General features: G+C 42.5%; 24 protein-coding genes. 11 read left to right on the forward strand and 13 right to left on the reverse strand.

The window, feature by feature from the left end; all coding sequences use genetic code 11:
* Nucleotides 1-16: 16 nt before the first annotated feature.
* Entirely contained in the window at nt 17-553 is a 537-nt protein-coding gene (locus CMAQ_RS08465) for a nicotinamide-nucleotide adenylyltransferase (protein WP_012186689.1), read from the forward strand.
* Here CMAQ_RS08465 and CMAQ_RS08470 read toward each other — a convergent pair whose 3' ends face one another.
* Both CMAQ_RS08470 and udg read right to left on the reverse strand, forming a co-directional pair.
* Nucleotides 554-2326, reverse strand: coding sequence for a type II secretion system F family protein (locus CMAQ_RS08470; RefSeq protein ID WP_012186690.1), 1773 nt, complete (start codon nt 2324-2326; stop codon nt 554-556).
* A 78-nt stretch (nt 2327-2404) separates the two neighbouring features.
* Nucleotides 2405-3034, reverse strand: a complete 630-nt coding sequence (gene udg, locus CMAQ_RS08475) for a type-4 uracil-DNA glycosylase (RefSeq protein ID WP_012186691.1) — start codon at nt 3032-3034, stop codon at nt 2405-2407.
* Between the two features lie 220 nt (nt 3035-3254).
* Here udg and CMAQ_RS08480 point away from each other — a divergent pair, with 220 nt between their 5' ends.
* From CMAQ_RS08480 to CMAQ_RS08505, 6 genes are all read left to right on the forward strand, one after another.
* The gene (locus CMAQ_RS08480) at nt 3255-3950 is read left to right on the forward strand and encodes a V-type ATP synthase subunit I domain-containing protein (RefSeq protein ID WP_156769886.1); all 696 of its coding nucleotides are present in this window, start codon (nt 3255-3257) and stop codon (nt 3948-3950) included.
* Nucleotides 3950-4501 carry a hypothetical protein gene (locus CMAQ_RS08485; RefSeq protein ID WP_012186693.1) on the forward strand — a complete coding sequence of 184 codons (552 nt, stop codon included), beginning with the start codon at nt 3950-3952 and terminating at the stop codon, nt 4499-4501. Before CMAQ_RS08480 ends, CMAQ_RS08485 begins: the two co-directional genes overlap by 1 nt.
* Before the next feature lie 33 nt (nt 4502-4534).
* Nucleotides 4535-5626: a M24 family metallopeptidase gene (locus CMAQ_RS08490; protein ID WP_012186694.1), complete on the forward strand. Its 1092-nt coding sequence runs from the start codon at nt 4535-4537 to the stop codon at nt 5624-5626.
* Nucleotides 5627-5670: 44 nt separating this feature from the next.
* A complete protein-coding gene (locus CMAQ_RS08495) occupies nt 5671-6735 on the forward strand; it encodes an inositol-3-phosphate synthase (RefSeq protein ID WP_012186695.1) in 1065 nt (354 codons plus the stop codon).
* A 96-nt stretch (nt 6736-6831) separates the two neighbouring features.
* Nucleotides 6832-7353 (forward strand): class I SAM-dependent methyltransferase, encoded by a 522-nt coding sequence (locus CMAQ_RS08500; RefSeq protein ID WP_012186696.1) that lies wholly within the window; start codon nt 6832-6834, stop codon nt 7351-7353.
* Between the two features lie 47 nt (nt 7354-7400).
* Nucleotides 7401-9062, forward strand: a complete 1662-nt coding sequence (locus CMAQ_RS08505) for a glycosyltransferase family 2 protein (protein ID WP_012186697.1) — start codon at nt 7401-7403, stop codon at nt 9060-9062.
* 21 nt (nt 9063-9083) lie between these two features.
* Here the strand turns inward: CMAQ_RS08505 and CMAQ_RS08510 are convergent, their stop codons facing one another.
* From CMAQ_RS08510 to CMAQ_RS08530, 5 genes are read right to left on the reverse strand one after another with little or no spacing between them, the layout of a single operon-like run.
* Nucleotides 9084-9902 (reverse strand): hypothetical protein, encoded by an 819-nt coding sequence (locus tag CMAQ_RS08510; protein ID WP_012186698.1) that lies wholly within the window; start codon nt 9900-9902, stop codon nt 9084-9086.
* A complete protein-coding gene (locus CMAQ_RS08515) occupies nt 9859-10635 on the reverse strand; it encodes an ABC transporter permease (RefSeq protein ID WP_012186699.1) in 777 nt (258 codons plus the stop codon). Before CMAQ_RS08515 ends, CMAQ_RS08510 begins: the two co-directional genes overlap by 44 nt.
* Entirely contained in the window at nt 10632-11543 is a 912-nt protein-coding gene (locus CMAQ_RS08520) for an ABC transporter ATP-binding protein (RefSeq protein WP_012186700.1), read from the reverse strand. The genes CMAQ_RS08515 and CMAQ_RS08520 overlap by 4 nt, the downstream gene beginning before the upstream one ends.
* A 47-nt stretch (nt 11544-11590) precedes the next feature.
* Complete coding sequence (locus CMAQ_RS08525) at nt 11591-11965, reverse strand: Sjogren's syndrome/scleroderma autoantigen 1 family protein (protein WP_012186701.1); 375 nt, start codon at nt 11963-11965, stop codon at nt 11591-11593.
* Nucleotides 11966-12005: 40 nt separating this feature from the next.
* The gene (locus tag CMAQ_RS08530) at nt 12006-14321 is read right to left on the reverse strand and encodes a TIM-barrel domain-containing protein (RefSeq protein WP_048062777.1); all 2316 of its coding nucleotides are present in this window, start codon (nt 14319-14321) and stop codon (nt 12006-12008) included.
* 164 nt (nt 14322-14485) lie between these two features.
* On the opposite strand from CMAQ_RS08530, the gene CMAQ_RS08535 reads away from it, so the two are divergent.
* Nucleotides 14486-16144 carry a beta-N-acetylhexosaminidase gene (locus CMAQ_RS08535; RefSeq protein ID WP_048062778.1) on the forward strand — a complete coding sequence of 553 codons (1659 nt, stop codon included), beginning with the start codon at nt 14486-14488 and terminating at the stop codon, nt 16142-16144.
* A gap of 35 nt (nt 16145-16179) precedes the next feature.
* Nucleotides 16180-17004, forward strand: a complete 825-nt coding sequence (locus CMAQ_RS08540) for a sugar phosphate isomerase/epimerase family protein (RefSeq protein ID WP_012186704.1) — start codon at nt 16180-16182, stop codon at nt 17002-17004.
* A gap of 13 nt (nt 17005-17017) precedes the next feature.
* Here CMAQ_RS08540 and CMAQ_RS08545 read toward each other — a convergent pair whose 3' ends face one another.
* The gene (locus CMAQ_RS08545; protein ID WP_012186705.1) at nt 17018-18175 is read right to left on the reverse strand and encodes an MFS transporter; all 1158 of its coding nucleotides are present in this window, start codon (nt 18173-18175) and stop codon (nt 17018-17020) included.
* 87 nt (nt 18176-18262) lie between these two features.
* Here CMAQ_RS08545 and CMAQ_RS08550 point away from each other — a divergent pair, with 87 nt between their 5' ends.
* Entirely contained in the window at nt 18263-19201 is a 939-nt protein-coding gene (locus CMAQ_RS08550) for a dipeptidase (RefSeq protein ID WP_012186706.1), read from the forward strand.
* 30 nt (nt 19202-19231) lie between these two features.
* On the opposite strand, the gene CMAQ_RS08555 is transcribed toward CMAQ_RS08550, so the two are convergent.
* The 4 genes from CMAQ_RS08555 to CMAQ_RS08570 all read right to left on the reverse strand — a co-directional run bounded on the left by CMAQ_RS08555 (nt 19232) and on the right by CMAQ_RS08570 (nt 23103).
* Nucleotides 19232-19573 carry a hypothetical protein gene (locus CMAQ_RS08555; protein WP_048063055.1) on the reverse strand — a complete coding sequence of 114 codons (342 nt, stop codon included), beginning with the start codon at nt 19571-19573 and terminating at the stop codon, nt 19232-19234.
* 99 nt (nt 19574-19672) lie between these two features.
* Nucleotides 19673-20992, reverse strand: coding sequence for an adenosylhomocysteinase (gene ahcY, locus CMAQ_RS08560; protein WP_012186708.1), 1320 nt, complete (start codon nt 20990-20992; stop codon nt 19673-19675).
* 97 nt (nt 20993-21089) lie between these two features.
* The gene (locus tag CMAQ_RS10470; RefSeq protein WP_012186709.1) at nt 21090-22076 is read right to left on the reverse strand and encodes a BadF/BadG/BcrA/BcrD ATPase family protein; all 987 of its coding nucleotides are present in this window, start codon (nt 22074-22076) and stop codon (nt 21090-21092) included.
* Nucleotides 22077-22116: 40 nt separating this feature from the next.
* Nucleotides 22117-23103: a S66 peptidase family protein gene (locus CMAQ_RS08570; RefSeq protein ID WP_012186710.1), complete on the reverse strand. Its 987-nt coding sequence runs from the start codon at nt 23101-23103 to the stop codon at nt 22117-22119.
* Nucleotides 23104-23195: 92 nt separating this feature from the next.
* Between CMAQ_RS08570 and moaA the strand changes: the two genes are divergently transcribed.
* Entirely contained in the window at nt 23196-24161 is a 966-nt protein-coding gene (moaA, locus tag CMAQ_RS08575) for a GTP 3',8-cyclase MoaA (protein ID WP_012186711.1), read from the forward strand.
* Here moaA and CMAQ_RS08580 read toward each other — a convergent pair.
* A complete protein-coding gene (locus CMAQ_RS08580) occupies nt 24158-24853 on the reverse strand; it encodes a GumC domain-containing protein (RefSeq protein WP_012186712.1) in 696 nt (231 codons plus the stop codon). The genes moaA and CMAQ_RS08580 overlap by 4 nt on opposite strands.
* Nucleotides 24854-24868 lie beyond the last annotated feature (15 nt).

The raw sequence follows: 24868 nt of genomic DNA on the forward strand, positions 1-24868 counted from the left end.
AAGCATTAGCGCAGTCATGGTGAGGGGCCTATTCATAGGTAGGTTTCAACCACCGCATTGGGGTCATGTCTGGGCCATTAAGGCTATTTTAAGTGAGGTTGATGAAGTTATAATTGTTTTAGGGTCGGCTCAATTCAATTACATAGAGAAAGACCCCTTCACTGTTGGGGAGAGGATATGGATGCTTAGGGAGGGGTTAAGGGAGGGTGGGGTTGACCTCAGTAGGGTTATAATAGTTCCAGTACCTAATATTGAGAATAACGCGGCCTGGTTAAGCCACATTAAATCCTACCTACCCCCCTTCCAAGTAGCCTACACGGGTAATCCATTCGTAGCCATGCTGCTTAAGGAGGGTGGGGTTGAGGTTAGGCAGCAGCCTATCTTCGATAGGGGGAAGTACGTGTCGACTAGGATTAGGGAAATGATGATTAAGGGTGACTCAACCTGGAGGGAGCTTGTACCAAATTCAGTGGCTAGGATAATAGATGAGGTTAAGGGTGTTGAGAGGCTTAGGGTAATAATTACTGGTGAGGCTGAGCCCCATAGGTGGTGATCATATTACAAACACCTTTGATATTAATGGTGAAGCTAAGTATATTACAAGTACTATTGCCGTTATGGCTACTGCATGCTTAAAGCCAGCGGATAACTCCCCCTCACCCAGCTTACCCGCCACTAAACCCATTACGAATGAGTCAACCACAATGGTTAAGGCGAAGCTACCTACGACGTAGTTAACGTAGTATTGGGGAATATGCAGGAAGACACTGGATAAGCCAACCACGGTGAACACCATAATCACCAGGGTTAAGGTAAGTATCATGGCCCCTATGTAGGGTACGAACCTAAGTGGCTTAAGCCTTGCGAGTAAATCATCATTAATCCTAATCATTAGGGATGAGAATGATGCAAGGGACTCCAGGGTCTCAGGGGTTGCTCCACCATACTCTATTGACTCAAGCAGCAGCCATGCGAAAACCCTGGCGTAATAGGACCTTGTCCTATTCATGAATTCCGATAAGACAACCCTAATCGGTATACCATACCTAATCTGCTTACTAATATCCTTAAGGTACCTGGATAATGCACCATAATCCCTAGTGTCAGCCAGCGTGCTTATAATCTTCTCAGGCGTGAAGCCACTTTTACGTAACTCAGTGAAGTCCCTGAGGAAGTCTGAGAAGGCCCTCTCAAGGCTACGCCTCTCAGCAATAACCCTCTCAGCATATAACGCTGCTGGGACGTAGGCTATAATTAAGACGACCGCCATGTAGGTTGCGAAATCCAGGCTAACCGGGCCCACGTTTATTGAGTAGCCTAAGTCACCGTGAAACACCGTGTTGTAGCCTATTAGTAGAGCCACCATGGCTACCATTGATGATACACCAACCGCTATATAAGGCCTAACGTCAGTGTACGGGACCCTATATATTGAGACCTCACCAAGGTATATGAACGCCACTGATATTGCTGGGATAACCAATAGACCGAAGAGTAAATTATTACTAACCGCCTGCTGAAGCGCGCTCACTGAGTTACCTGTTGGTGTTATTGCTTGGGCTAGGTAAAGTACGTTAAGGCCTATTAGTAGAATTACCCCAGCCCCAATGTATGATTCCATTAATGTTGATAGGAATTCAGCACCCCTCCTTATTTTATCAAGCGTATCGTTAACTATTTCATTGAGCCTTATTTCAAGGTAATGAAGTATGTCTCCCCCAGTCCTAACGTTAGTTACGTAACCCATTATTAAGTTTTGGAATAAGTGACTTGGCGTGCTTAACGCTGATTCCGTTAAGGCTGTTAACGGATCCATGCCTATCGCCTTATTCTTAACAACTATTTCCCTAGCTATCTTGCCTATGGCCTCAAGTAGCCTAATGTTGGCTAACCTCTCTATGGCTGATGTAACGCTTAACCCTGATTGGGAAATCATGGCTAAGTACGCTGCGAAGAAGGGTAATTCTGAGTCAACCTTATATTGAAGGTCGGAGAGCTGCATCTTAGGTAGCGTCATCATCATTACGTAGACTATGAAGGGTAGGACAATCATTACTAAGCCTATGCTGAGAACTGTAATTGACTTAACCGTTAAATTAAATGAACCCATAATTGACTCAATACTGTTGTAGGTTAAGTATAATCCAATGGGTACTGAGAGAACGGCTGTAATTATTGTTGCGAAGAAGACCCTTGCCATGAATCTTTCAGGAAGCATGTAAACCTTAGCATTCTTCAGCACCCTCTCTAACTGCTCCCCACGCCTCTTAACATACCAGTTGACTAATGGTTCAGTAACCACTAGTGATAATTCATCAAAGTCCACCAGTATTACTCTAGTATTTACTTATAAAGTTTACTTAATGCCCCACCATCTAGGGTTAATGCATACTCATGCTGCTTATTAGCCATTAAGGTAATCTAAAATGCTTGAACCACCCTTACTGGCATTAAACGCCTTAGCTAAATCCTCCTTAATCAAGTTTCTCACCGATGGATTATATAACGCGGCCGCTGGGTGGTAGGTTGGGTAAACATCAGCATTAACACCAGCGATATTAACCTTAAACACCTTACCCCTAACCTTAGCCAACTCACTGAAGCCTAACCCATTGAGGCTAAGTATTACTCTAGTACTATGCCTACCCAGGGTTATTATCTTCCTAGGCCTAACCACGGCTATTTGCCTAATTAAGTATGGTTTACAAGCATTAATCTCCTCCTCAGTTGGATCCCTATTATTAGGTGGCCTACACTTAACTACATTAGTTATATATAAGTTACCCCTATCAACCCCAATCTCATGAAGCAATTCATCAAGCAGCTTACCAGCGGCACCAACAAACGGTCTACCAGTCTCATCCTCAACCCTACCTGGCGCCTCCCCAATTAACATAACCTCAGCCCTCGGATTACCCTCACCTGGTACAGCCTTCTTTCTACTCAAGTACAGTGGGCACTTCCTGCAGTTACTCACCTCACTGTTGATTTCAGCTAATTCATCATCCTCCCCCTGTGGCCCACTACGGTTCATGGCATTCACTAGGACTTAGGCTAAGTTTAATTCCCCCTATTTAAGGGTTAAACGCACCTTCACTTATATAGTACTCAACATTAAGCCTAAACAATCTTCATGGTTTTTAATTGAATATTCTTAAGCATAATTTTTATAAGCATAAGGTATCTATTTAAATCTGATGAGAAACGTTTGCCCATTGCTTAAAAAGACTGAGGGAGGTTACATCTGCGGTGCGGTGGATCGCACCGTTAATCCTGAGGCTTGGTACTGCTTCATGGATTACCCATCATGTCCATTATACATTAATTACATTAGGAGACAGAGGAGCCAGGAAACCCAGGTTGTGGCACAGACCCAGCAGGCTACAACCGAGGTTAAGCCAATAGTTACTGTTACCCAACAGGCGCCGGTTAGGACAGCCATTAGTGAACCTGAGGATGAAGCCGTCAGTAAGTTGAGGAGTATTCTTGATTCAATGCAGGGGAGGGTTAAGGCACTTGATGAGACTTGGAGGGATTACGAGGATAAGGCTAATACTGCTAAGAGTGAGTTAGATAAGAATGAACACTTGATAATGCAGTACATAGCATCCCTTGAGGGTATTAAGGCTAACCTTGAGGAATCCATTAAGGAGCTTGAGTATAGGAGGAATGCGGGTATTATTGATGAGGAGTCTTACAATAAGGCTAGGGAGTATGTTGATAAGAGGCTTAGTAATGTTTCCCAGCAACTCAGTGAAATGAAGGAGATGTTTAATAAGATTCAGGAATCAATATTAATGCATTATAAGAGGGTTCTATCAGAGAGCACTGAGGCTGCTAAGGTTAAGTTATCACTGGCTAAGCTTGAGGAACTCTATAGGACAGGTAAGGTGAGTAAGGAGGTTTACGAGAAGATAAAGGCTCAATTAGCCGTAATAGGTGGTCAGTAATGGAGGAGTACGTTAACGTATATAGGGAACTCATTAAGGTTCTTGAGGAGAGGTTCAACCACTATAAGGAGGGTGTTAAGAGGCTTGACGAGGCTTGGGCCAGTTACAGGAATGCTGTTAATGACTTGAAGAAGGAGTGGGATAGCGAGTACCCGCTCATTGAGTCTAGGGTTAATCAACTTAGGAATGGGATAGATGGGCTGAGGAAGCAGATTGAGGAGGTTGAGGTTAAGAGGGAGATTGGGTTAATTGATGATGAATCATACAATAAGTTAATCACTGAATTAAACAATGCTATGAGTGAATTAAGTAAAATGTATGATGAGGCTAAGGGACTGTTGAATGAACTTGAAAGCGGCCTAATGAACCATTGGATAAGGTCAATAGACGTCTCAGTAGTATCCCAGGACACCGTGGAGAATCTGGCTAAGAACCTTGAGGAGGCTAAGGCAAATGGACAGATAAGTGAGGAAACCTACAATAGGCTTAAGAGGGACCTTAACCTACTCATTAAGGCGCTTCAAGCATACTCACTACTGTTAAAGAGTTAAATACTAAAAACACTAAGCCTGAATAGTTAGTATATGATTGGGGATAAGTTAAGTAGAGTAAGGTCCCTTATTAAGGATAAGGGGGCTACGGCATTGATTCTAACTAACCCAAGCAACATGGGTTACCTACTAGGTTATGAGGATGGGTTACTGGCTTATATTGATGACTCGGTAATTAAGGTTATTGCACCATTACTGGATCGGGAGAGGGCTAGGGAGTTGGTTAATGGTAAGGCTGATGTGGTTGCTTATTCAGGTTATAAATTACCCATAGAGGGTGACGTGATTTGGGGTTCCGATGAGTTAATTAAAGTAATAGCCTCATGGATTAAACCAGGTTCAAGCATTCTAATTGATGATTCAAGTAGACAATTCATTAGGAAGGCCCTTGATACCGTTAACGCTAAGCCTATTGACGCCTCAGCGGATATTCTTGAGGCTAGGGCTGTTAAAACCCCTGAGGAGGTTGAGTTAATTAAGGGTGCAATTAATATAACCCTCAAAGTGTTAAAGGAATTATACGGCATGAGGATTACTGGAATGAGTGAGAGGGATTTAGCGGCATACATTTACCATGGGTTAATAAGCTATGGTGGGGATGAGGCTGCCTTTAATCCAATAGTTGGCTCAGGGCCGAATGCAGCTAAACCCCACCATACGCATAGTGATAGGCGTATAGGTGTTAATGAAACCGTGGTAATTGATATTGGTGCACGGTATAGGCTGTATTGCTCAGACTTAACTAGAACATTAGTAACTGGGTCACTTGAGGGTAAGCTTAAGGACGCCTACAATGCGGTTATTGAGGCTTCAAGAAGAGCAATAAGCATTATTAAACCGGGAGTTAAGGCAAGTGATGTTGATGCAGCGGCTAGGGGAGTGATTAGTGAGTATGGTTTCGCCTGGGGTTTCATACATAGCCTTGGCCATGGGGTGGGTGTTGAGGTTCATGAAAGGCCAGCAATTGGACCTAGCAGCAATGACGTATTGAGGGAGGGTAATGTGATTACCATTGAGCCAGGCATATACATTAAGGATGTGGGTGGGATTAGGGTTGAGAACATGGTTCTCGTTACTGAGAACGGTGCGGAGGTTTTAACTAGGGATGAGTACGCTTACGTTTAATCATTTAGGCAAAGCTTATTAACGGCTGTTAATATAGCATATTAATGAAGAGTAATATAAAGGTATCAATAGCAGGTGTGGGTAACTGCGCCTCCGCCCTGGTTCAAGGGGTTCAGTACTATAGGTTAACTAATGACGCAACCGGCGTAACATTTAAGGAGATAAACGGGTACAGTATTAGTGATATTAAGTTCACCGCGGCCTTTGATGTTGACGCCAGGAAGGTTGGTAAGGATCTGGCTGAAGCAATATTCACCCCACCGAATAATGCATTAAAAATAATCGACGTTGATAAGACTGGAGTAATCGTTAAGCCAGGACCATTACTGGACGGCATAGCCCCTGAACTAGCTGGATCACATATACCTGTGGTTGAGGCTAAGGTTGATGATGTTGTTAAGGAGCTTGAATCCACAAATTCCGAAATCCTAATTAACTACCTACCCACAGGTGCCCAGAAGGCATCTGAGGCTTACGCTGAGGCTGCATTAAGGGCTGGTGTAGGCTTTGTGAATGCCATGCCATCTCAAATAGCCACCGTCGAGCAGTGGCAGGCTAGGTTCACTAAGGCTGGTCTACCACTGCTTGGTGATGATATTCAGAATCAATTAGGGGCCACTGTGCTTCATAAAACAATAATGCACCTACTATCATTAAGGGGGTTAAAGGTGGTGGGTACGTATCAACTTAACGTTGGTGGAACACCTGACTTCCTCAACTTGAATTATAGGAAGGGGCAGAAGGAGAAGACTAAGACGGCTGCGGTTAAGAAGATGGTTAAGGAACAGGACTTCGACGCCTACATAACACCAGTGGCGCACGTTGGCTTCCTGGGTGGTAGGAAGAGAGCCCACATGTTCATTGAGGCACAGGGCTTTGCTGGTGTTCCAGTTAAGATTGAGGTTAGCCTTGAGGTTCATGATCCATGGAACAACGCAGGCGTTATGGTTGATGTATTGAGGTTAATGAAGGTTGCATTAGATAGGGGTGTAGCTGGTCCAATATATAGTGTTGCTGCATGGGCCTTTAAGAACCCACCAATGCATGCGCCACCTGATGAGGCTTATAATTGGTTAATTGAGTTTATTGAAGGCAAGAGGGATAATTAGGAACCCCATTCATTAAGGATACTTTAATTAACTCAATTATTAATTAATTCCTCCAGTAAGTTAACGCTTAAAAATCATCACAAATATGTTTAATTAATGAATAGTATGCATGGTGGCGTTACCGTGTCAACAATAGTGGACTTCATTAAGGGTAATGTTAATGCAGGCAGTGTTGTTGCTGATATTGGGTGTGGAACAGGTAGATTCACCAGTGTAATAGCACCCATTGCATCACTGGTTTACTGCGTGGATAGTAATGAGGATGCCATTAATGAGGCTAGGAGAAGCATTAAGTCAAGTAATGTGGTTTTCCTAAACGAGAACGCTGATTCATTATCAATACCTGATCACTCCATTGACGTTGTCCTCCTAGCCTTCTCATTCCACGATATGGATAATAAGGAGTCCGTGGTGAATGAGATTAAGAGAGTGATTAAGCCCGGTGGTAAGGTGATTATTATTGATTGGGTTAAGGAGAAGACACCAATGGGACCGCCTGTGGATATTAGGTTAAGTGAGGATGATTACATTAAGGCTTTTAAGGAGTTTAAACCAATTCAAGTTAGTAGGGTAAGCCAATACCATTATGGAATTGTACTTAAGGTTCCTGAAACTTAATTATTAATGTAGAAATATTTATTAAACCTTTAAACATAAAACCCATAATGATTGCTAATACTACCACGCAAAGCCAAATACTGCTTAGTAATATAAGTAGAATTATTGAATTTAATACCAGCAAAATAATTGAGAATATTGAATTAAGGTTTGACCAATATATAAGTGCAATAAACGTGGTGTTGAATAATTCAACGTATTACACTCAATCAAATTCAACCATTGGAATAGCCACTAAGCCAGTACCTAAGGGTTATGTACCAGTCATATTAATCACATACATAATTTACGCAGTATTCATGGTGATTGTGCTTGCTCAATTACTAATAATGATACATTCCGCTTACGCTAGGTTAAGGGTAATGAGGGACGCTAAACCAACACACATTAGTAACATTAATTGGTTACCCTTAGTTTCAATAATAATACCAGTCAGGGGGGAGGGGATTGACGCCATTGAGGATGCTGTTAAGAGGATTACTGGCCTCGATTACCCAAGGGATAAGCTTGAAGTAATAGTGGCCACTGATGATGATGAAGCCACAGCTAATTTAATTAAGAATTCAGTGGAGAGAATAGGTAAGACCTATGGATTACGAACGATAGTTAACTGGAGGAGTAAACCAGTAGGCTACAAGGGTGGTGCAATTAATGAGGCCGCTAAATTAGCCAGAGGAGATGTTCTACTGATACTTGACGTGGACACGATATTACCGAGGAATTACCTGAAGGTTGCCTTAAGTTACCTTAATGAGGGATACGATGCCGTTGGAGCACCATTCCTGGGTGTACCCAAGGTGCCTAATAACTTTAGCTGGCCTCTAATGATTTTATTCAATACACTTAGTGAAGTTCAGATAGTTGGTAGGGCTCTCTCTAGGTTTAAGAGGGGTTTCTACATGATTATAGGTAATAATCTCCTGATTAGGAGGGATTTCTTTAATAGGATTAATGGGTTATGCTACTGTAAATCCGATGACATTGACGTAGCCCTAAGAATATGGTTAATGGGTGGTAGGATAGGGGTAATGAATGAGAGGGTATTAACTGAAATACCGAGTACGTATGATGCGTTCAGATCCCAGACAATAAGATGGGCCACCAATGACATGTGGGCTCTTAAGAAGTACTTCACTAAGATACTTAAGTCAAGGAACAGGAGCCTTGTTGATAAGGTGGATGCCTACCTATGGTTACTTAAGTACCCGTTAGTGTACTTAGGCGTTATCTCAATAATAACAATGATAATAATGCAGGTATTCAATATACTGATACCACCATTACCAATACTGGTACTCTCAGTACTCACTGATGTAGTTGGGGCAGCATTATTAATTCTAATAATTATGGTTGGGAGAAGGATGAATTACAGTTATTGGGACTTATTTAAGTCACTTGTTATTGGTGGGTTAACCATGTATGCGTTAGCGTTCCCGCTAATGATATACTTAGCTAAGGCCCTATTAAGTGACTTACCATGGTTATACACACCTAAGGCTTCGAAGGCATTATTAAGGCAGAAGTTCCTTATTGAACGCTTATCAATAATAGCCCTAATTGCTGTTGGAGCAGCATTACTAATGATGGGGCATGTGATAGTGTCATTATACGTCTTCGCTAACTCAATACTAATACTAATGGGGTACAGTGTTGGTACTGTTAAACCAAGCAATAGGTTGATTCACTCCACTCAAATGATTACTCATTAAGTTAATCAACATTGGGAGCATTTAGTAAAGACCTAATTGACCACTGCGCCTAAGCCTTGCTGTGGTTATGTTAACTATAATCCACGCTAATGCACCCAGTACTATTATCATGATTATTGAGTACGTTAATTGAAGTGTAATCGGCATGTTAATTTCATTAATACCTAATGCTGACTCCCTCATTAGAACCACTGGGTAAGCTATTGGTGAATACTTATTAATGACCTTAACATAACCATTAACCTCCCCTGGTATTAAGCCCCCTAGTGTTGGTAGTATGAATTGAATAATGTTTGTTATAACCCAATTAGACTTAAGCCTTATCACCAACATTGAGTAAATCACTGAAATGAATAATAACTCTAATGTCACTAATACTATTGATGATGCAAGTAATGAAGGATTAATTAGGCTTACCCCAGTATTGAAGAGTATTGCGAAACTTCCCATTATTACAATCAAGTCCATTAACTCGTAGGTTATTAATGATAATCCCCAGCCAATGAAGTGAATTAGCAAGTCCTCTCCCCCAGCTAGTACGTACTCTAAGACTCCATCATAACCCTCATCCATTATACCGTGGCCGAAGGACCATAGCCAAGTCGTGTATAGTGAAAAGGCGTATGCGACCCAGAGGAATAATTGAAGATCAATTGTACTTAATTCAATCACTCCATAACCCCTTAATGTTAGTATGAAGAATGCTAACCAAAGTGGTGTAGATACGATGAACGCTATGTTCTCGGCTGGTTTAGAGAACAGTACCCTAACCCCCCTTTCAAACTCCAGGGCTACTTTACCTAATACCGCTCTTAAGCACGCTCCTCTCGATTCTACCATAAGTGAACACCCCAAGCATTAGGTAGGCCACCGTTGAGGCTACTAAACCGTATATTAGTGCTGATAATCCATTACCCAATACTACACTTATAGTGGTTTGGTAAAGCTGATACATCGGCATAGCCACAACTATTGCGTTAACCCACTTGGGTAATACGTATAATGGGTACGTTGCACCCGAGAGCACTGTTATTAATGATGTGACTACATTCATTAAGGCATCCACATCCCTAATCCTAATCACTACCCCTGCTAATGCAAGACCAATGCCGTAAAGCGGCATTAACCCTATGATGACTATTACCATGGATGGTATTAACCTAATTAACCCACTTAACCCGAATGCACTGTAAATTATGGGTAATGAAGCCACAACGTATGCCCCTACGTTGACAAGCACCATTACCATTGATGTGGCGAAAAGCACAACATACATGCTTACTGGGGTAGCCATAAGTGCCTCAAGCCTCCCCCCACTCCTCTCCTCATTAAGGAATCTCGCCCCTGTCTGAACCATTATTACTGACACCATTATTATTTCAAAACCTATGAATTGCCTAATGAAATCCACACCGTTAACCCTGGTGAAGAAGGACGCCATGGCTGCCATTCCACCCGCCACTAGGTAGGGCATTATTATGAGTATTACTAATCCCCCAGGTTCCCTTGAGACTATCTTAAACTCATTAATCATTATTGCCCAAAATAAGCTAAGCTTATCAGTGAGCCTCACTTGGAGACCACCTTAATGTAAGCCTCCTCCAGGGTTGGTTCATTAACCCTAATCCTACTTATCCTGAGCCCATTACCCTCAGCCTCAAGCATTATCCTCCTAAGCTCAGCCACTGGGTCAGTGGTCTCAACCCTAATTACACTGCTTCCTGAATCACCATTCACCTCAGCCTCAATAACGTATCTTAATCCAAGCTTATCCTTAATATCCCTTGGTGAACCCTCAACTAAAACCCTACCCTCACTGATTATACCAACCCTATCGCAAACCTCCTCAACCTCCCATAGGTTATGGCTAGTTAGTAATACAGCCCTCCCCTCCTTCTTAAGGCTCTTAATGAGGCCCCTAATTGATCTAGCCGACACCGGGTCTAGGCCTATTGTTGGTTCATCTAGGAAAACCACAGGTGGATCGTGTATAAGGGCCCTGGCTATGGATAACCTAGCTCTCATACCTAGGCTGTACTCCTCATAAGGCCTATTGGATGCCCAATCAAGGTTAACTACCTTAAGTAATTCCCCAGCCCTCTCCTCAGCCTTCCCCCTACTTAACCCATATAATCTACCGAAGTAAACCAGGTTCTCGAAGCCGCTTAGCCTCGAGTAGAATCCCTTATCAGGGTAAAGCACAAGCCCTATAACCCCCCTAACCCTCCTAGCCTCCTTAACAACATCAAAACCATTAACCCTAGCCAACCCTGAGTCCGGTATTAATAGTGTTGAGAGAATCTTAACCGTGGTGGTCTTACCAGCGCCGTTGGGGCCTAATAAGCCGTACACCTCACCCCACTTAATGCTTAATGATACACCGTTTAACGCATTAACCTTAACCTTCCTCCTCCTAATCAACCCAACCCTCTCATAGCTTATGAAACTCTTCCTAAGGTTAATGGCCTCAACGGCACTCATTAGCTTTATCCGTGGTTAATAGGAATTTAAACGTAAGCATAATGTTACTACTTAACCTGCTTACCCTGTTCATTAATAAGCTTGTTAATCATACTGAGGGCGTTGAGTAGGTTGGTTAGGGTTACTGCATAGTGGTTTACTTCATCAATATCACTAGCCTTAGGTAATTCCTTCGATAACTCCATTATTTTAGAGAAGACTACATCCCTTACATTGATTAAACCATACTTAATATTAACCTCCCTCTCCTCCTCCTCACTCTTAACCACAACAACCTCCCTATCACAGTTGGCGCAGTAGTAATTACCACTCTTAAGCTTAAGTAACGGTGTCCCACATACCGGGCAGGTGTACTGGGTTAGTATTGCCCCCTGCCTAATTAATTGAGCCATCTTCTTAGTCACCGAATCCTCCTTAGCCATACTTACTCCAACCGTGGGGTTATTTAAAAAACAAACTACGTTAAGAGCTTAGACCATGGGGTGACGCCTTAATGAAGCGTATCTTAAACCCACCCATTGAGTAAACCTTATCATAAGTAACCTGTATACCAGTTAACTTACCGTATCTACCTAAGTCTATGTTAAATTCACCGGCATTACCGTAAACCTCAACAAGTAGGTTGTTGAGTACATCAGTGGTTAAGTTCATTGAATCAACCGCGCTGTACGCTATTAAGGCCCCATCCTTAACGTAGATTGGTACCCTACTTAACGGTGAGTGAACATTAATAGTGGTTGGACCCCTAATAATGCTCATACTCCAGTAATCGTACCAATTCCCCTCAGGTAGGTAAACCGACCTAGCATCCCCTGAGAACACTGGGGCTATTAACATGTACTCGCCAAGCATATACTCATCCTCAATATCCCTGGTGACCTCATCACTGGGGTAATCCATTACAAGTGGCCTAACGAGTGGTTTACCAGTCCTTAAACCCTCAATGACTTGGGAGTAAATGTACGGTATTAGGGAGTACCTAAGCTTAATGAATCCTTTAACTATACTGTAGGCCTCTTCACCATAACTCCAAGGCTCCCTCTCACTTACTCCATGGAACCTACTGTGGCTTAATAGGAGCCCCATTTGAGCCCACCTAACGTAAAGCTCAACCGTGGGTTTACCACCGTAGCCGCCAATATCCACGCTTGAGTACATTATTCCCGAGGTAGCCATTGATAACACACCCCTGAGTGACGCAGCCATACCCCTTGGTGTGGAGTCAGGGTCCCCGGTCCACCTTATTGGGTACTTATGAATACCTAATCCCCCTGACCTACCCCATACAATGGGCTCACCCTTAAGGCTCCTTATGGTCTCGTAAACCACTTTATTGTAAAGCACTGGGTAGAGGTTATGTATACATGGGTTAATGCCCACTGAGTATTCACCATTTTCAGGGGCTCCTTCACCATAATCAGTCTTAATAGTGTCTGCACCTAATTCAAGCAGCTGCCTAATCCTCTCTGAGTAAGCCCTGCAGGCATCATCATTAGTGAAGTCCACTGCCCCGAAGTCATCAGTCAACATCCTGTAGTCAACTAGTTCACCTTTAATGAAGGCTGGTGTCTCAACCATGGGCCTACCATTAACCTTAACCAGTAGGTTACGCTCACTTAATTCACTGAACCATTCACTACCCACTGCTGCATATGGGTTAACCCATATGCTTACCCTGAATCCAAGCTCATGAAGCCTACTGAACATTAGCCTAGGGTTTGGGAAACCATCATGCCACTCGAAGGTGCAGTCTGAGACTGTGAATGGGTACTTGTTAATTAACTCAGTATACTTATCCGGCCACTTGGATTTAATGTATTCCAGGAGTGGTCTATAATTCCACCTCCCGTTAACCCTATGGTACTCCTCAAGTTCCTTAATCTCATCATCAGTAAGTCCAAGGTTCTTGAGAAACCTCTTCAAGGATGCTCTAAGGGGCCTAATGGTGTATATTGGATCAATGTGAATAACATCACCGGGTAAACCACGCCTCCTAACATCCTCAGCGAATTTAACAACATCATCCTGCGTCTTATAATCGGAGTAAATGTAACCTGAACCCCTCCATAAACTGTACCAGACGCCGAAGGACCATAGGGGTGGTACTTCAGGATGCCCTGTGAGTTCCCAGAATGCCTTAATGATTTTACTCGGTTCATTGGATAGGATCAAATACATGTTAACGTTACTGGGTATTATTAATTCCCCCACTCCAAGGTATCTTGAACCGAAGTCAAGCATAACACGGCAGTAAGTGTCTATGAGTAACCCATAGCCTTCAGTGGACCAGAAGAAGGGGTAGGCCACATAAGTTTTATCATTAGGTAAACCCCCTGGATCAACAACATATACCTCAAGCCTCTGCCCAACCTTATTAAGTCTACCAAACCACTCACCCATACCGTAAATACCTTCACCTGGGCTTATTGAGAATGGTACATGTAATTCATTGTTAACCCTATGAAAGTAACCAGGGCCTAGTGCAACCTTATTACTAAACACTACTCTACCACTCTTCAACACTGTTAAGGATAATGGATTAGTGTCAATGATTATTGAGTATTCACCAACACCAGTGTTAATGCTTCTAGATTCAGCAACCCCACTGGATTCGGTTAACTCAATACTAAGGGTGATTGCACTTAATGGTAGTCGTCTTATTGTTAAGTTATACGTTAACCCACTTATTGAGACCTTTGTAGTTAAAATAACTTCTGCAGTCTTCAATAATGATTCATTCTCAATGGCGAAGAAACTAATGGTTCTACAGGGATCCATAATTGTACACAATACTTCAATATTTTTAAGTATTCCCATTTAATGTTTTCCCTTAATTATGAATAATTAATTAAGCGTAATGAGTTAGGTTAAAATTAACTTACATAACTATTAATTAACCTATAGATTCTAAAGCTTATTAAGGCCACCGCATGCCGGTAACTATGGGTGCAGACGAAGAGATTTTAATAGTGCCGCAGCCTAAGCAATTGCAGTTTAATGGTGAATGGTTTAGATTCGACGGCTTCAGTAACCTGCCCGATAACATAGCCTCCGACTTCAATATACCTAAGGGTTCCTGGGTAATTAAGTTGAGTGAGGAGGAGGGTGATCATTGTTCAATTAATGTTAATGATGGTTTAATAGATGCCAGGGGGAATAGGTATATTTGCTATGCAACCATTATTCAATTAACAATGCAGAGGAGGGGTTTCATACCCAGTGTTGAGGTGTATGAGGAGTTTAGCTTTAAGATTAGGGGCTTCCACCTGGATATAGCCAGGGGTGGTGTGCCGAATGTTGAGACTTTTAAAAGCATTATTAGGTGGCTTTTCTTACTTAAGTATAATTACTTCTTCATTTACCTAGAGGATCTTTACCCATGGAGGAGTTATCCAGATATAGGTACCTTAAGGGGTAGGTTAAGTGAGGAGGAGTGGAGCACTATAGTTAATTACGGTGAATCATATGGTATTGAGGTTGTACCATCATTAGAGTTACTGGGTCACATGGAGAATATATTATCATTACCGAAGTACAGTAGGTTTAAGGAACTTTGGTGGGTTCCACGGGATGGTACATTGGATGCAAGCAGTGAGGATGCGAGGGCCTTCGCATTAAGGTTACTTCAGGATGTACTCGAAACCAGTAAATCAAGGCTAATACACGTGGGTGGTGATGAAACCTGGTCACTGGGTAGGGGTAGGAGTCTTGATAAGGTTGGCTTCGTCTTTAAGGGCCCTGAATTATACCTAATGCATTATAGGGCTATATTAAACATGGTTAAGAAGTATGGTAAAGTACCCGTGGTTTGGGGTGATATGTTAACCGGCATATACTTACCCAGTGAGGAGAGGAGCATATGGGAGAGTGTTATTAATGATAAGTTGTGGGATGAGGTAATTATAGCTAATTGGAATTATGAACCATTGAGTGTCGAGGATTTTAGAAACATGATTGATAAGGTTGGGCACTACAGTAATCAATTAGCCTGCCCTGGTTTATCAAACTGGAATAGGTTCTACCCAGACTTTGAGAGGGCATTAACTAATGTTAAGAACTTCCTAACAGCCGCTAAGGAGAGGGGGTTAAGTGGATTCTTAATAACAGCATGGGGTGATGATGGTGAGGAATGCCTATTCACATACCTAACACCCCTGATACTGGCTTCAATGGAGATAGCTGAGGGTATGGGTGACTGGGAGGCTAAGTGGATTAGGTTAAGTGGTGAGGATGAGGGTGTTTTAAAGGCCCGTAAATTATTTGGTAAGGGAATAGTATCCTATAATATTAAGAACGTAATATATCTGGATAGGTTAAGTACAATGAGTAATGAGGCTAAGGAAATGATTAAGGATGAGTGGAGTAAGATACTTGATGAAATAAGTGATGTGAAACTCCCTGAGAGCCTAGAGTTAATTAGAAGCATGATGGAGCTTGGCTTAAGGGTGATTAAGGGTGAGGCTAAGGCTGATGATTACTGGAGCATAATTGATGCATACGCCAAACTATGGTTAAGTGAAAGGAAACCGGAGGGTTTATCTAATGTATTATCCAGGTTCGGTAAATCAATGCTAATTCTCAAGTATAATTTAAGAGGATAACAATACTTAAATAGTAGGCTTAAGCGCAATACATTATGAACCTAGGGGTTTCAACATACTCCTTCTGGCACTTTGAGGGTGAGAAAATGCCCATTAACCACTACCTAGAGAGGGCTGCTAAACATGGGTTCAGTGGTGTTGAGATTCTTGAGGATCATTTAAGGGGACTTAATGAGGGGGATTTAAGGGAAGTTAAGAGAACAGCCTTCACCCTTGGATTAAGCATATACGCAGTATCTATTCACAATGACTTCGTTAACCCACTCACTGGTTCAAGGGATAAGGAGATTGAATTAGTGAAGAAGTGGCTGAACACGGCCTACATCCTTGGCGCATCCATAATTAGGATTAATTCAGGTAGATGGAGGACGATTAAGAGTTTTGATGAGTTAATGAGGAATAAGGGTAAGGAACCCCCATTACCTGGCTACAGTGAGGAGGATGCATTAAGGTGGGTTGAAGACTCAATAAGAAGTCTACTACCCACAGCGGAGGATTTAGGAATAATACTTGGCCTTGAGAACCACTGGGGGATTTCAGGTAAGGCCTCTAATATGGTTAAGATGTTTAATGATATACAATCAAGGTACTTTAGGGCGGTAATGGATATTGGTAACTTCATTGAGGATACTTACGAGCAATTAGAAATGATAGCACCCTACACTGCAATGGTTCACGCCAAGACATATTTCGGTGGTGGGGTATGGTATACTTTGGACATAGATTATGATAGGGTTTTCAACATGCTTAGGAATCACGGATTCAATGGCTGGGTTTCACTGGAGTATGAGGGTAGGGAGGACTATGACACTGGTGTTGCCAAGAGTAGGGAGCTGCTTCTAAGATATGTTAAGTCGTAAAGCCGCATTAGCCTTAATCCTTTAAACTCTGCTGAAGCTCATTAACCCTACTCCTCAATGCCATGTTCATTATTAATGAAACTACTAGGAAGAACACGGATAATAGTATGAATAGATTCCTCACACCAATAACCGTTGAGACAGCGCCCCCAATTAACCCACCCAGTATTGAACCCATTGAGAACATTGTGAAGAAGACCGCTGATCCCTTACCCCTCTCTACGCCTAGGCTCATGAGTAATGCTGGTGTTGATATAATGAATAATGCGTAACCAATACCCCTAATCACTTGAGCTAAATACAGGGTATTCAATGGTACAAGGGAGTATAACGTGAAGGCTAGTGATAATACTGCACCATTAATAATGAATAAGTACCTCCTAAACATTAGACTACTATCAAATAACTTACCCGTAATAATCATTACTGGTACTTCAGCAGCCGCACCAGCAGCAATGACCTCACCCAAATATAGTATTGAACCACGTTGAGTAAATACATAGACTGGTAGGAACCAGGATGCTGATGATATTGTTAATCCAGCTATTAAGGAGTAGAGTGATAGAGCAGTCCATGTGCTTAAGGTAAGCCTAGCCGTGAATCTAGTGGAGTAGGTTTCCTTAAGCATTAAGGCAACTATGGTGAAGGCTATTAGTGTTTCAATTAAGGCGAATACAAGGGCGTACCTTAATGATGATTTAACTATTATCAATGGTATTATTAAACTACCCCCTATCCAACCAATGGCTCCACCAATTCTAACAACACTAATATTCCTACCCAGCCTAATTACCGATATTTCTGATGATGAAGCCAACATTAGCGTTGAGAAACCCCCAGCCAGAAACCCCATAAGCACTGACGCCACCATATAGTAGTTCACCCGTGGGTTTAACATTAGGAGCAGTGTAATGAGGGATACTGTGAGTAAATCAATAATAATTACCCTCCTCCTACTCTTCACTATGTCTGATAAGTAGCCTAATGAGTATTGACCCATCATGGACGCTATGTTGTATAATGTGCTGAATAGGCCTATCTCAATTAAAGTTAAGCCGCTGGCGTAGAGGATGTAGACTGAGAATAATGCGTAAAGCGGCACCACCGACCACATTAGGGCGTATGCAATTAATAGTACTAATTCTATCGAAGCATTTAACTTAAACTGCACTAATCAGTGACTGGCTACTGAATTAAAGCTTAACTGAGTTTACCTAAATAAGGCATAGCTTTAAAGCTTAGAGGCAATGCAACTACTATGAGGATTGCTGATCTACATGAGGACATATCATGGGGAACATCACAATACTTCAATGATACTATTAATGGCCCAGCTCAATCAAGTATTGCTCAATTAGCTAAATTTGACCAAGCATTAGTCTTCGCGGCAATATACCCCCATGTTAGGACGTGGAATGAAGATGCGGATAAGATTAAAGCACTCTATGGTAGGGCAACAAACCCAACTCACTTTTCACTTGACCTAATACTTGATCACCTTAAATTCTACTACTACCTGGAGAGGAGGGGATTGGTTAAGATAATTAGAGACGCTGATGATGAGTTAAGTAGTGTTAACTTCATCATATCCCTAGAGGGGACTGATGCATTAAGGGACGTGTATGACTTGTATATACTTAAGAACCTTGGTGTTAGGGTTATTCAATTAACCTGGAATTATGATACTAAGTTTGCTGCATCATGCAATTCAAGGAAGGATTACGGCTTAACAGGTGAGGGTGAGGAATTAGTTAAGTTAGCTAATGATCTCGGCATGTTAATTGACTTAGCCCATGCAAGTAAGCAAACCGTGCTTGATACCGCTTCAGTATCCAGGAAACCAATTATAGTTAGTCACGCTAATGTTAGGAAGCTTAAGGATTCCCGTAGGAACCTTGATGATGAAATGATTGAGGCTGTTGTTAAGACTGGTGGAGTCATAGGGGTTACTGCAATACCATCCCTACTACCTAAACCAAGCATTGAGGGTGTGGTGGATAACATTAAGTATATTGGTGAGAACTATGGTTGGGAACACGTGGCAATAGGTACTGACTTCCTTGGAATGTACCCTGATGAAGTAATAAGTGGACTTGAGTCCATTGAAAAACTAAGCGTACTCAACAGCATACTGGGTGATGAGGCTGAGAAGGTGTTGTGGAGTAATGCCTACAGGATGCTTAAGTACATAGGATAATTAACAATACTATCCTGTACCTAATGCTCATTACCTCTTACCACGGTTCCTAGTCAATAAATCCCTCACTTCATTCTTCCAAATGTACCCAGCCACCCTCCTACCCTCCTTGGTTAAATCATAGTAAATCCCCCTTCCCCTTCTTTCAGGGTTATGCTGCTTAACCTTAAGCCATGGTTTAACCGAACTAGTCACCCTACCCTTTAGACTCCCCCTGAACTCCTGAAGCAGGTTAAGTTGAACAAGATGCCTACAAGCGTTCTCAACCTCATCCTCAGGAACTACTGGACTCCAGCCTGCTGCACCGAGGAGTCTTCTGGCGAGTAGCCATGGTGTGTCTGGGCCATATTTATAAATGTGGGCTAGTATCATTTTCTCTAATTCACTTAAACCATCACCAGGGCCCACGGGAGGTATTGCTATTAATGGTTTTAACCCTAACGCTGTCTCGTTTTATAACTTCAATAATCATCACGTACCTGTCTCCCAACTTGAAATATACTTAGCCTGCTCCTCCGTTAGGGAATCAAACCTAACACCCATTGCCGTTAACTTAAGTCTAGCGATCTCCTCATCAATTTCCTGGGGTAGCCTATAAACCCTTGGCGTTAACTTACCTTTATTCCTTAAAATGTACTCAGCTGCCAATGCTTGATTACTGAAGGACATGTCCATTACCTCACTTGGATGACCCTCTGCGGCTGATAAGTTAACTAACCTGCCTTCCGCTATTAGGTATATTTTCCTACCGTTAGGTAGAAGGTACTCGACTACATACGGCCTTATCTCCCTCTTGGATTTGGCGTTCTTTTCAAGGGCCTCTACATCAATCTCAACATTGAAGTGGCCTGTATTGGCTAATACTGCACCATCCTTCATCTTTAACATGTGGTTGAGGGTTATAACCCTTATGTCGCCTGTGGCTGTTATGAAAATGTCACCTACTTCAGCTGCCTCACTCATTGGCATTACCTCGAAGCCTTCGAAAACAGCCTCAAGGGCCCTTATTGGATTAACCTCGGTAACAATGACTCTTCTTGCTCCAAGTCCCTTAGCCCTCATTGCAACCCCCCTCCCAACCCACCCGTATCCAGCTACCACAATTACCTTTCCTGCAATGAGTAGGTTTGTTGCCCTTATTATCCCATCCCAGGTTGATTGACCGGTACCATACCTATTATCGAAGAGGTACTTGGTGTATGAGTCGTTAACAGCTATTATAGGGTACATTAACTTACCATCCTTCTCCATTGCCCTAAACCTAATAACCCCTGTGGTTGTTTCCTCAGTACCACCAAGTATCTTCCTGGTTAAGCCTACGTAATCCCTATTACCCGCTACTTCAAGGGCGTACTTAACTGATTCATCAGTAATCCCTAGGGCCAACTTATGTAGTGTACCAGCCACATCACCACCATCATCAAGGGTTATGTCTGGTTCAGAGGATATAGCGAAGCCTATTGCGTTGTAATACTCCCTATTATTCATACCCTTCCAAGCATATACATGAATACCCTCCTCCACTAAGGCTGCTGCAACATCGTCTTGAGTGGAGAGTGGGTTACTTGGGGCTAAGTAAACTTCAGCCCCACCTGCTGCTAGGGTTTTAACCAGGACTGCGGTTTCCTTAGTGACGTGGAGGCTTGCAGCTATCCTAATACCCTTAAGTGGCTTCTCTCTAATGAATCTCTCCCTAATAGCCATTAGCACTGGCATGTGTGATTCAGCCCACTCAATCTGTAGCTTCCCCTTAGCCGCCAATGACTTATCCTTAACCTTGGACTCAACCATTGTTGAACCTAGGTTTAAACATTTAAAAGCGTTTAACCTGTATCCCACATGTGTTAAGTTGTGTTTAAGTTAATGAAGAGTACATTGCTTGAATCCATTACTCATGCTTAACACTGCAGGATTTAACAATGTTAGTTAAGTAATCGCCACTAAAGCGTTCACCAGTGTTGATGGGTATTACTGATGCTGCGCAGGATTGTCTTATCAATGATTCACCAATGGTTACCTGCCTACCCATTAGCCTACTCAACTCCTCCTCAATCATAGGCTTCCATAGATCCCTATTAGCCATATATGTTCCACCCATTAATGCTATGGGTAGGTTAAGGGCGCCAAGCCTCTTAATCACTGTTGTTAATGCTAAGGCAACTTCCTCAGTCTCCCTCCTAAGTATTGATAAAGCCTCCCTATCACCCTCCCTAGCCGCATCAAAGACACTTTTAGCAAAGGAGGCAATTGCACCCTTAACATCCTTAGCTGAGTAAACCTTAGCAATCAATTCCTCAATTGATGAGACTGAGTATTGGTTTAAGGCATACTTAACTAGTATCGTCTCCCCAATTCTACCGTCGTATGACCTCACCACTGTTGATAGTCCTAAGGCCCCAATGTGGTATGCCCCACCCTCATCATCTATTAAATGCCCCCAACCACCAACCCTAGCTCTCCTACCGGCGTATTTACCGTAAAAGTTGCTACCAGTACCCAATATGCCTATCACCCCATCACCGGTTAAGAAGGCTGAGGCGTGGGCTGCCTCAATATCCTCAGTAATGTATATTCTAGCATCCTTAACGTAATCACCCAGTTCACTCATTAAGCAGTTCCTTATTTCGCTATCCCAAGCACCACCAAGGTAACCGGCCATGGATAGGCTTAAGACAGCGACCTCAACGTTATCATTAATTTTACGTAATGCGTTAACCACGCTTGCTGAAATGTTGCTGCAGACTTCATTAATTGGTAATGCCGCTGGGTTTGATGGCCCAGCTTGCCCAAGGGCCAATAATACTCCATCATAGGATAATACCGCGGCCTCTGTTTTAGTCGCACCCCCATCAATTCCTAACACTACCTTAACCACTTGTTGTGGGCTTAGTGGGAATATTTAAGCCTCATTGCCTTCACTCCACGAGGGGTTCCTTCATTATTAACGCAGCCTCATCAGCGTTAACCTCAATATTAATACCTAAGGGCACTGGGTACGTGTTTAAGCCCTGTTGATCCCCACCATGGCAGCATGGGTAATTCATGAAGGAGGGGGCCTTAGGGTTATAGGTCTTGGTAGCCTCTGTAATAGACTCAACAACACTTCCCCCAACCTGCCATTCCCTTAGTTCAGGTATTTCACCGTAGGCAATAGCATTAACACCCCCTAGAATCCCCATTAAGCCCAGTGCCGTTAAGTATTCGTCAAGCCTATGTATCTGCAGGGCTATCTCCTCAATGAAGAGTACCTTACCCTCAGGGTTAATTCTGAAACCTGGTACTGATTGAGGAAGAAGGAACTTCAGTAAATTACCACCAATCATTACACCGCTTGCCTTACCTGGCGTTATTATTCTTGGAAATGGCCCATCTTGAAGCGGCTTAAGCTCAATCACCTCACCCTTAAGTATACTTAAAGCCGCATCCACATCCCTCTTGAACCTACTTAAACCATGCTCACTGGATGTTACATTAAGGTCAAGCATTGGGGCCTGTAGCGATGGGACTCCTGCCTTAGCATACACTGCAGTCTGCAGGGCTGTTATATCACTGAAACCCACTATAACCTTGGGGTGTTCCTTAATTACTTCGTAATCAAGGAACCTAATAACCCTAAAGGCCCCGCTCATGCCTCTTAAACACCATACTGCATCCACATCATCCCTAGTGAAGGCGTTCATAATGTCCCTAGCCCTAACCTCATCTGGTGCTGAGTGGAAGCCCTTGTTTAAGGCGAACTTAACTGTATCCCCAAGAACCACTCTAAAGCCTCTCTTCCTAAGGTAATCAATACTGGTGTTGAGTCCTGAACCACTCCCTGGGTAACCTGGGGGTGCTGATGGGGCTATGAGCATTATTGTTGACCCCTCCCTTAACCTACGTGGTTTAACCGAGTACCTCACTTCTCATTAATAGGTGTGCTTATTTTTAAAGAATTCAACACGATGTTGTTAACTTAGAAGCATTTAAAAATGAGTTAAGTGAAGCTGATGACGTGGTTTTGATTGATAGGTATGGTAGGCCATTGTTGAAGCTTAGGATTGTGGTTGATAGTGAATGTAACTTCAATTGCTTCTTCTGTCACTTCGAGGGTCAAAGTAGGCATGTACCATCACTAACACCTGAGGATATTGGATTCGCCGCTGAGGCGGCTATGAGGATTGGTGTAATGGATTTTAAGTTAACTGGTGGTGAACCATTATTACGTAGGGATATTATTAAGATAATTGAGGAGTTAAGTCTAAGGAAGCCTAAGGACCTATCCTTAACAACTAATGGCTACCTCCTCGGTGAATTGGCTTCAAGGCTTCATGAAGCTGGCTTAATGAGGCTTAACGTATCACTGCATAGTCTTAAGCCTGAGAGGTACGCCTTCATAACTGGAACAAGCCCTAAGGTATTTAATAAGGTTATTGATGGGTTAATGAAGGCTAAGGATGCTGGGTTCACTAATATAAAACTTAACATGGTTGTCACCAGGGTTAACGTTGATGAGGTTGATGATTTAATAAGCTTCGCTGCGAAGCATGGTTTCTCACTACAACTTATAGAATTAATGCCTGTTGGGTATGGGGAGGTGAATTTCGATGAGAATTACGTGGACTTAAACACTGTGGTTAAGCAACTTATGGAGCGTGGAAGATTCCTTGGAAGTAGGGTTGATCTACATAATAGGCCCCTGCTCAGTGTTGATGGGGTTAAGGTTGAGGTTGTTAAGAATTACATGAATCCAAGCTTCTGCGCCGGTTGCACAACAATGAGGTTAACCAGTGATGGATGGCTTAAGACCTGTCTCTATAAGCCCCCGTCAGTTAGAGTTTGGGATTTAATTAAGAGTAGGGATCTTGAGGGGTTGATTAAGGCTTTCCAGAGGGCTAATGAGTTAAGGGAACCTAACTTCAGGAACACTGATAATCAATTAAGGCTAAGTAATATTAAGGTTAGGTTAAGGGTTGGTTAAATGCATTCACCCCTATACTTGTAAACCAGCATGGTTATCTCATTCCTAATCCCCCTTAACTTATCTAAATCATCCTTAAGCGCCGTGAGCTTAACCTTATCCTCATCTTGAAGTTGACTTATTTCACTCTTCAGTTTAAGTTCCCCATACTCAGCCTCCATTTCAGAAATTCTGGCATCTAATTCACCTATTATCCTAGTTAACTTCTCGATTCTCTCATCACACTCCCTAACGTATCTCTCCCTCTCATTCTCAAGCATCTTCCTGAATTTATCCACTAAATCCTGTGGAATCTTCTCATTATTACTAATCATGTTGAGCATTACGTCGCCTAGTTTAAGGAGCATTTCATTAACCTTCCTTAACTTATTAACAGTATCCTCAAGTTTAGCCTTAACATCATTAATGGTAGCCTCTAATTCATTCTTAGGTTTAACAATAATAATCCTCTCCTCATCATTGAACTTAAGCACGTTATTAGCCGTACTGTACTTAGTGACTTGGCCATCCCTACTCACGTTTACCCCAGTTATTATTACCTTCAGGTTATTGCCATCACGATTCACCTTATAATCCACTGAGGCAACTAACCCTAATTCCCTACCATTATCATCAATAACCCTCCACCCTCTATAGGACTCCATCTTCCTCTTAATCTTATCCTCTCTCCTATTGAAGAATGATAAAGGCATTGGTTAATTAACCTC

It is taken from the genome of Caldivirga maquilingensis IC-167 (assembly GCF_000018305.1).
Classification (GTDB): domain Archaea; phylum Thermoproteota; class Thermoprotei; order Thermoproteales; family Thermocladiaceae; genus Caldivirga; species Caldivirga maquilingensis.

Bases quoted from the DNA above. Each gene is read 5' to 3' on its own strand.
- CMAQ_RS08580 (WP_012186712.1), bottom strand. From the start codon at position 24,853: ATGCCTTTATCATTCTTCAATAGGAGAGAGGATAAGATTAAGAGGAAG.
- CMAQ_RS08495 (WP_012186695.1), top strand. From the start codon at position 5,671: ATGAAGAGTAATATAAAGGTATCAATAGCAGGTGTGGGTAACTGCGCC.
- CMAQ_RS08540 (WP_012186704.1), top strand. From the start codon at position 16,180: ATGAACCTAGGGGTTTCAACATACTCCTTCTGGCACTTTGAGGGTGAG.
- ahcY (WP_012186708.1), bottom strand. From the start codon at position 20,992: ATGGTTGAGTCCAAGGTTAAGGATAAGTCATTGGCGGCTAAGGGGAAG.
- CMAQ_RS08555 (WP_048063055.1), bottom strand. From the start codon at position 19,573: ATGATACTAGCCCACATTTATAAATATGGCCCAGACACACCATGGCTA.
- CMAQ_RS08520 (WP_012186700.1), bottom strand. From the start codon at position 11,543: ATGAGTGCCGTTGAGGCCATTAACCTTAGGAAGAGTTTCATAAGCTAT.
- CMAQ_RS08465 (WP_012186689.1), top strand. From the start codon at position 17: ATGGTGAGGGGCCTATTCATAGGTAGGTTTCAACCACCGCATTGGGGT.
- CMAQ_RS08535 (WP_048062778.1), top strand. From the start codon at position 14,486: ATGGGTGCAGACGAAGAGATTTTAATAGTGCCGCAGCCTAAGCAATTG.
- CMAQ_RS08485 (WP_012186693.1), top strand. From the start codon at position 3,950: ATGGAGGAGTACGTTAACGTATATAGGGAACTCATTAAGGTTCTTGAG.
- CMAQ_RS08490 (WP_012186694.1), top strand. From the start codon at position 4,535: ATGATTGGGGATAAGTTAAGTAGAGTAAGGTCCCTTATTAAGGATAAG.
- CMAQ_RS08505 (WP_012186697.1), top strand. From the start codon at position 7,401: ATGATTGCTAATACTACCACGCAAAGCCAAATACTGCTTAGTAATATA.
- CMAQ_RS08525 (WP_012186701.1), bottom strand. From the start codon at position 11,965: ATGGCTAAGGAGGATTCGGTGACTAAGAAGATGGCTCAATTAATTAGG.
- udg (WP_012186691.1), bottom strand. From the start codon at position 3,034: ATGAACCGTAGTGGGCCACAGGGGGAGGATGATGAATTAGCTGAAATC.
- CMAQ_RS08510 (WP_012186698.1), bottom strand. From the start codon at position 9,902: ATGGTAGAATCGAGAGGAGCGTGCTTAAGAGCGGTATTAGGTAAAGTA.
- CMAQ_RS08530 (WP_048062777.1), bottom strand. From the start codon at position 14,321: ATGGATCCCTGTAGAACCATTAGTTTCTTCGCCATTGAGAATGAATCA.
- CMAQ_RS08500 (WP_012186696.1), top strand. From the start codon at position 6,832: ATGAATAGTATGCATGGTGGCGTTACCGTGTCAACAATAGTGGACTTC.
- CMAQ_RS08550 (WP_012186706.1), top strand. From the start codon at position 18,263: ATGAGGATTGCTGATCTACATGAGGACATATCATGGGGAACATCACAA.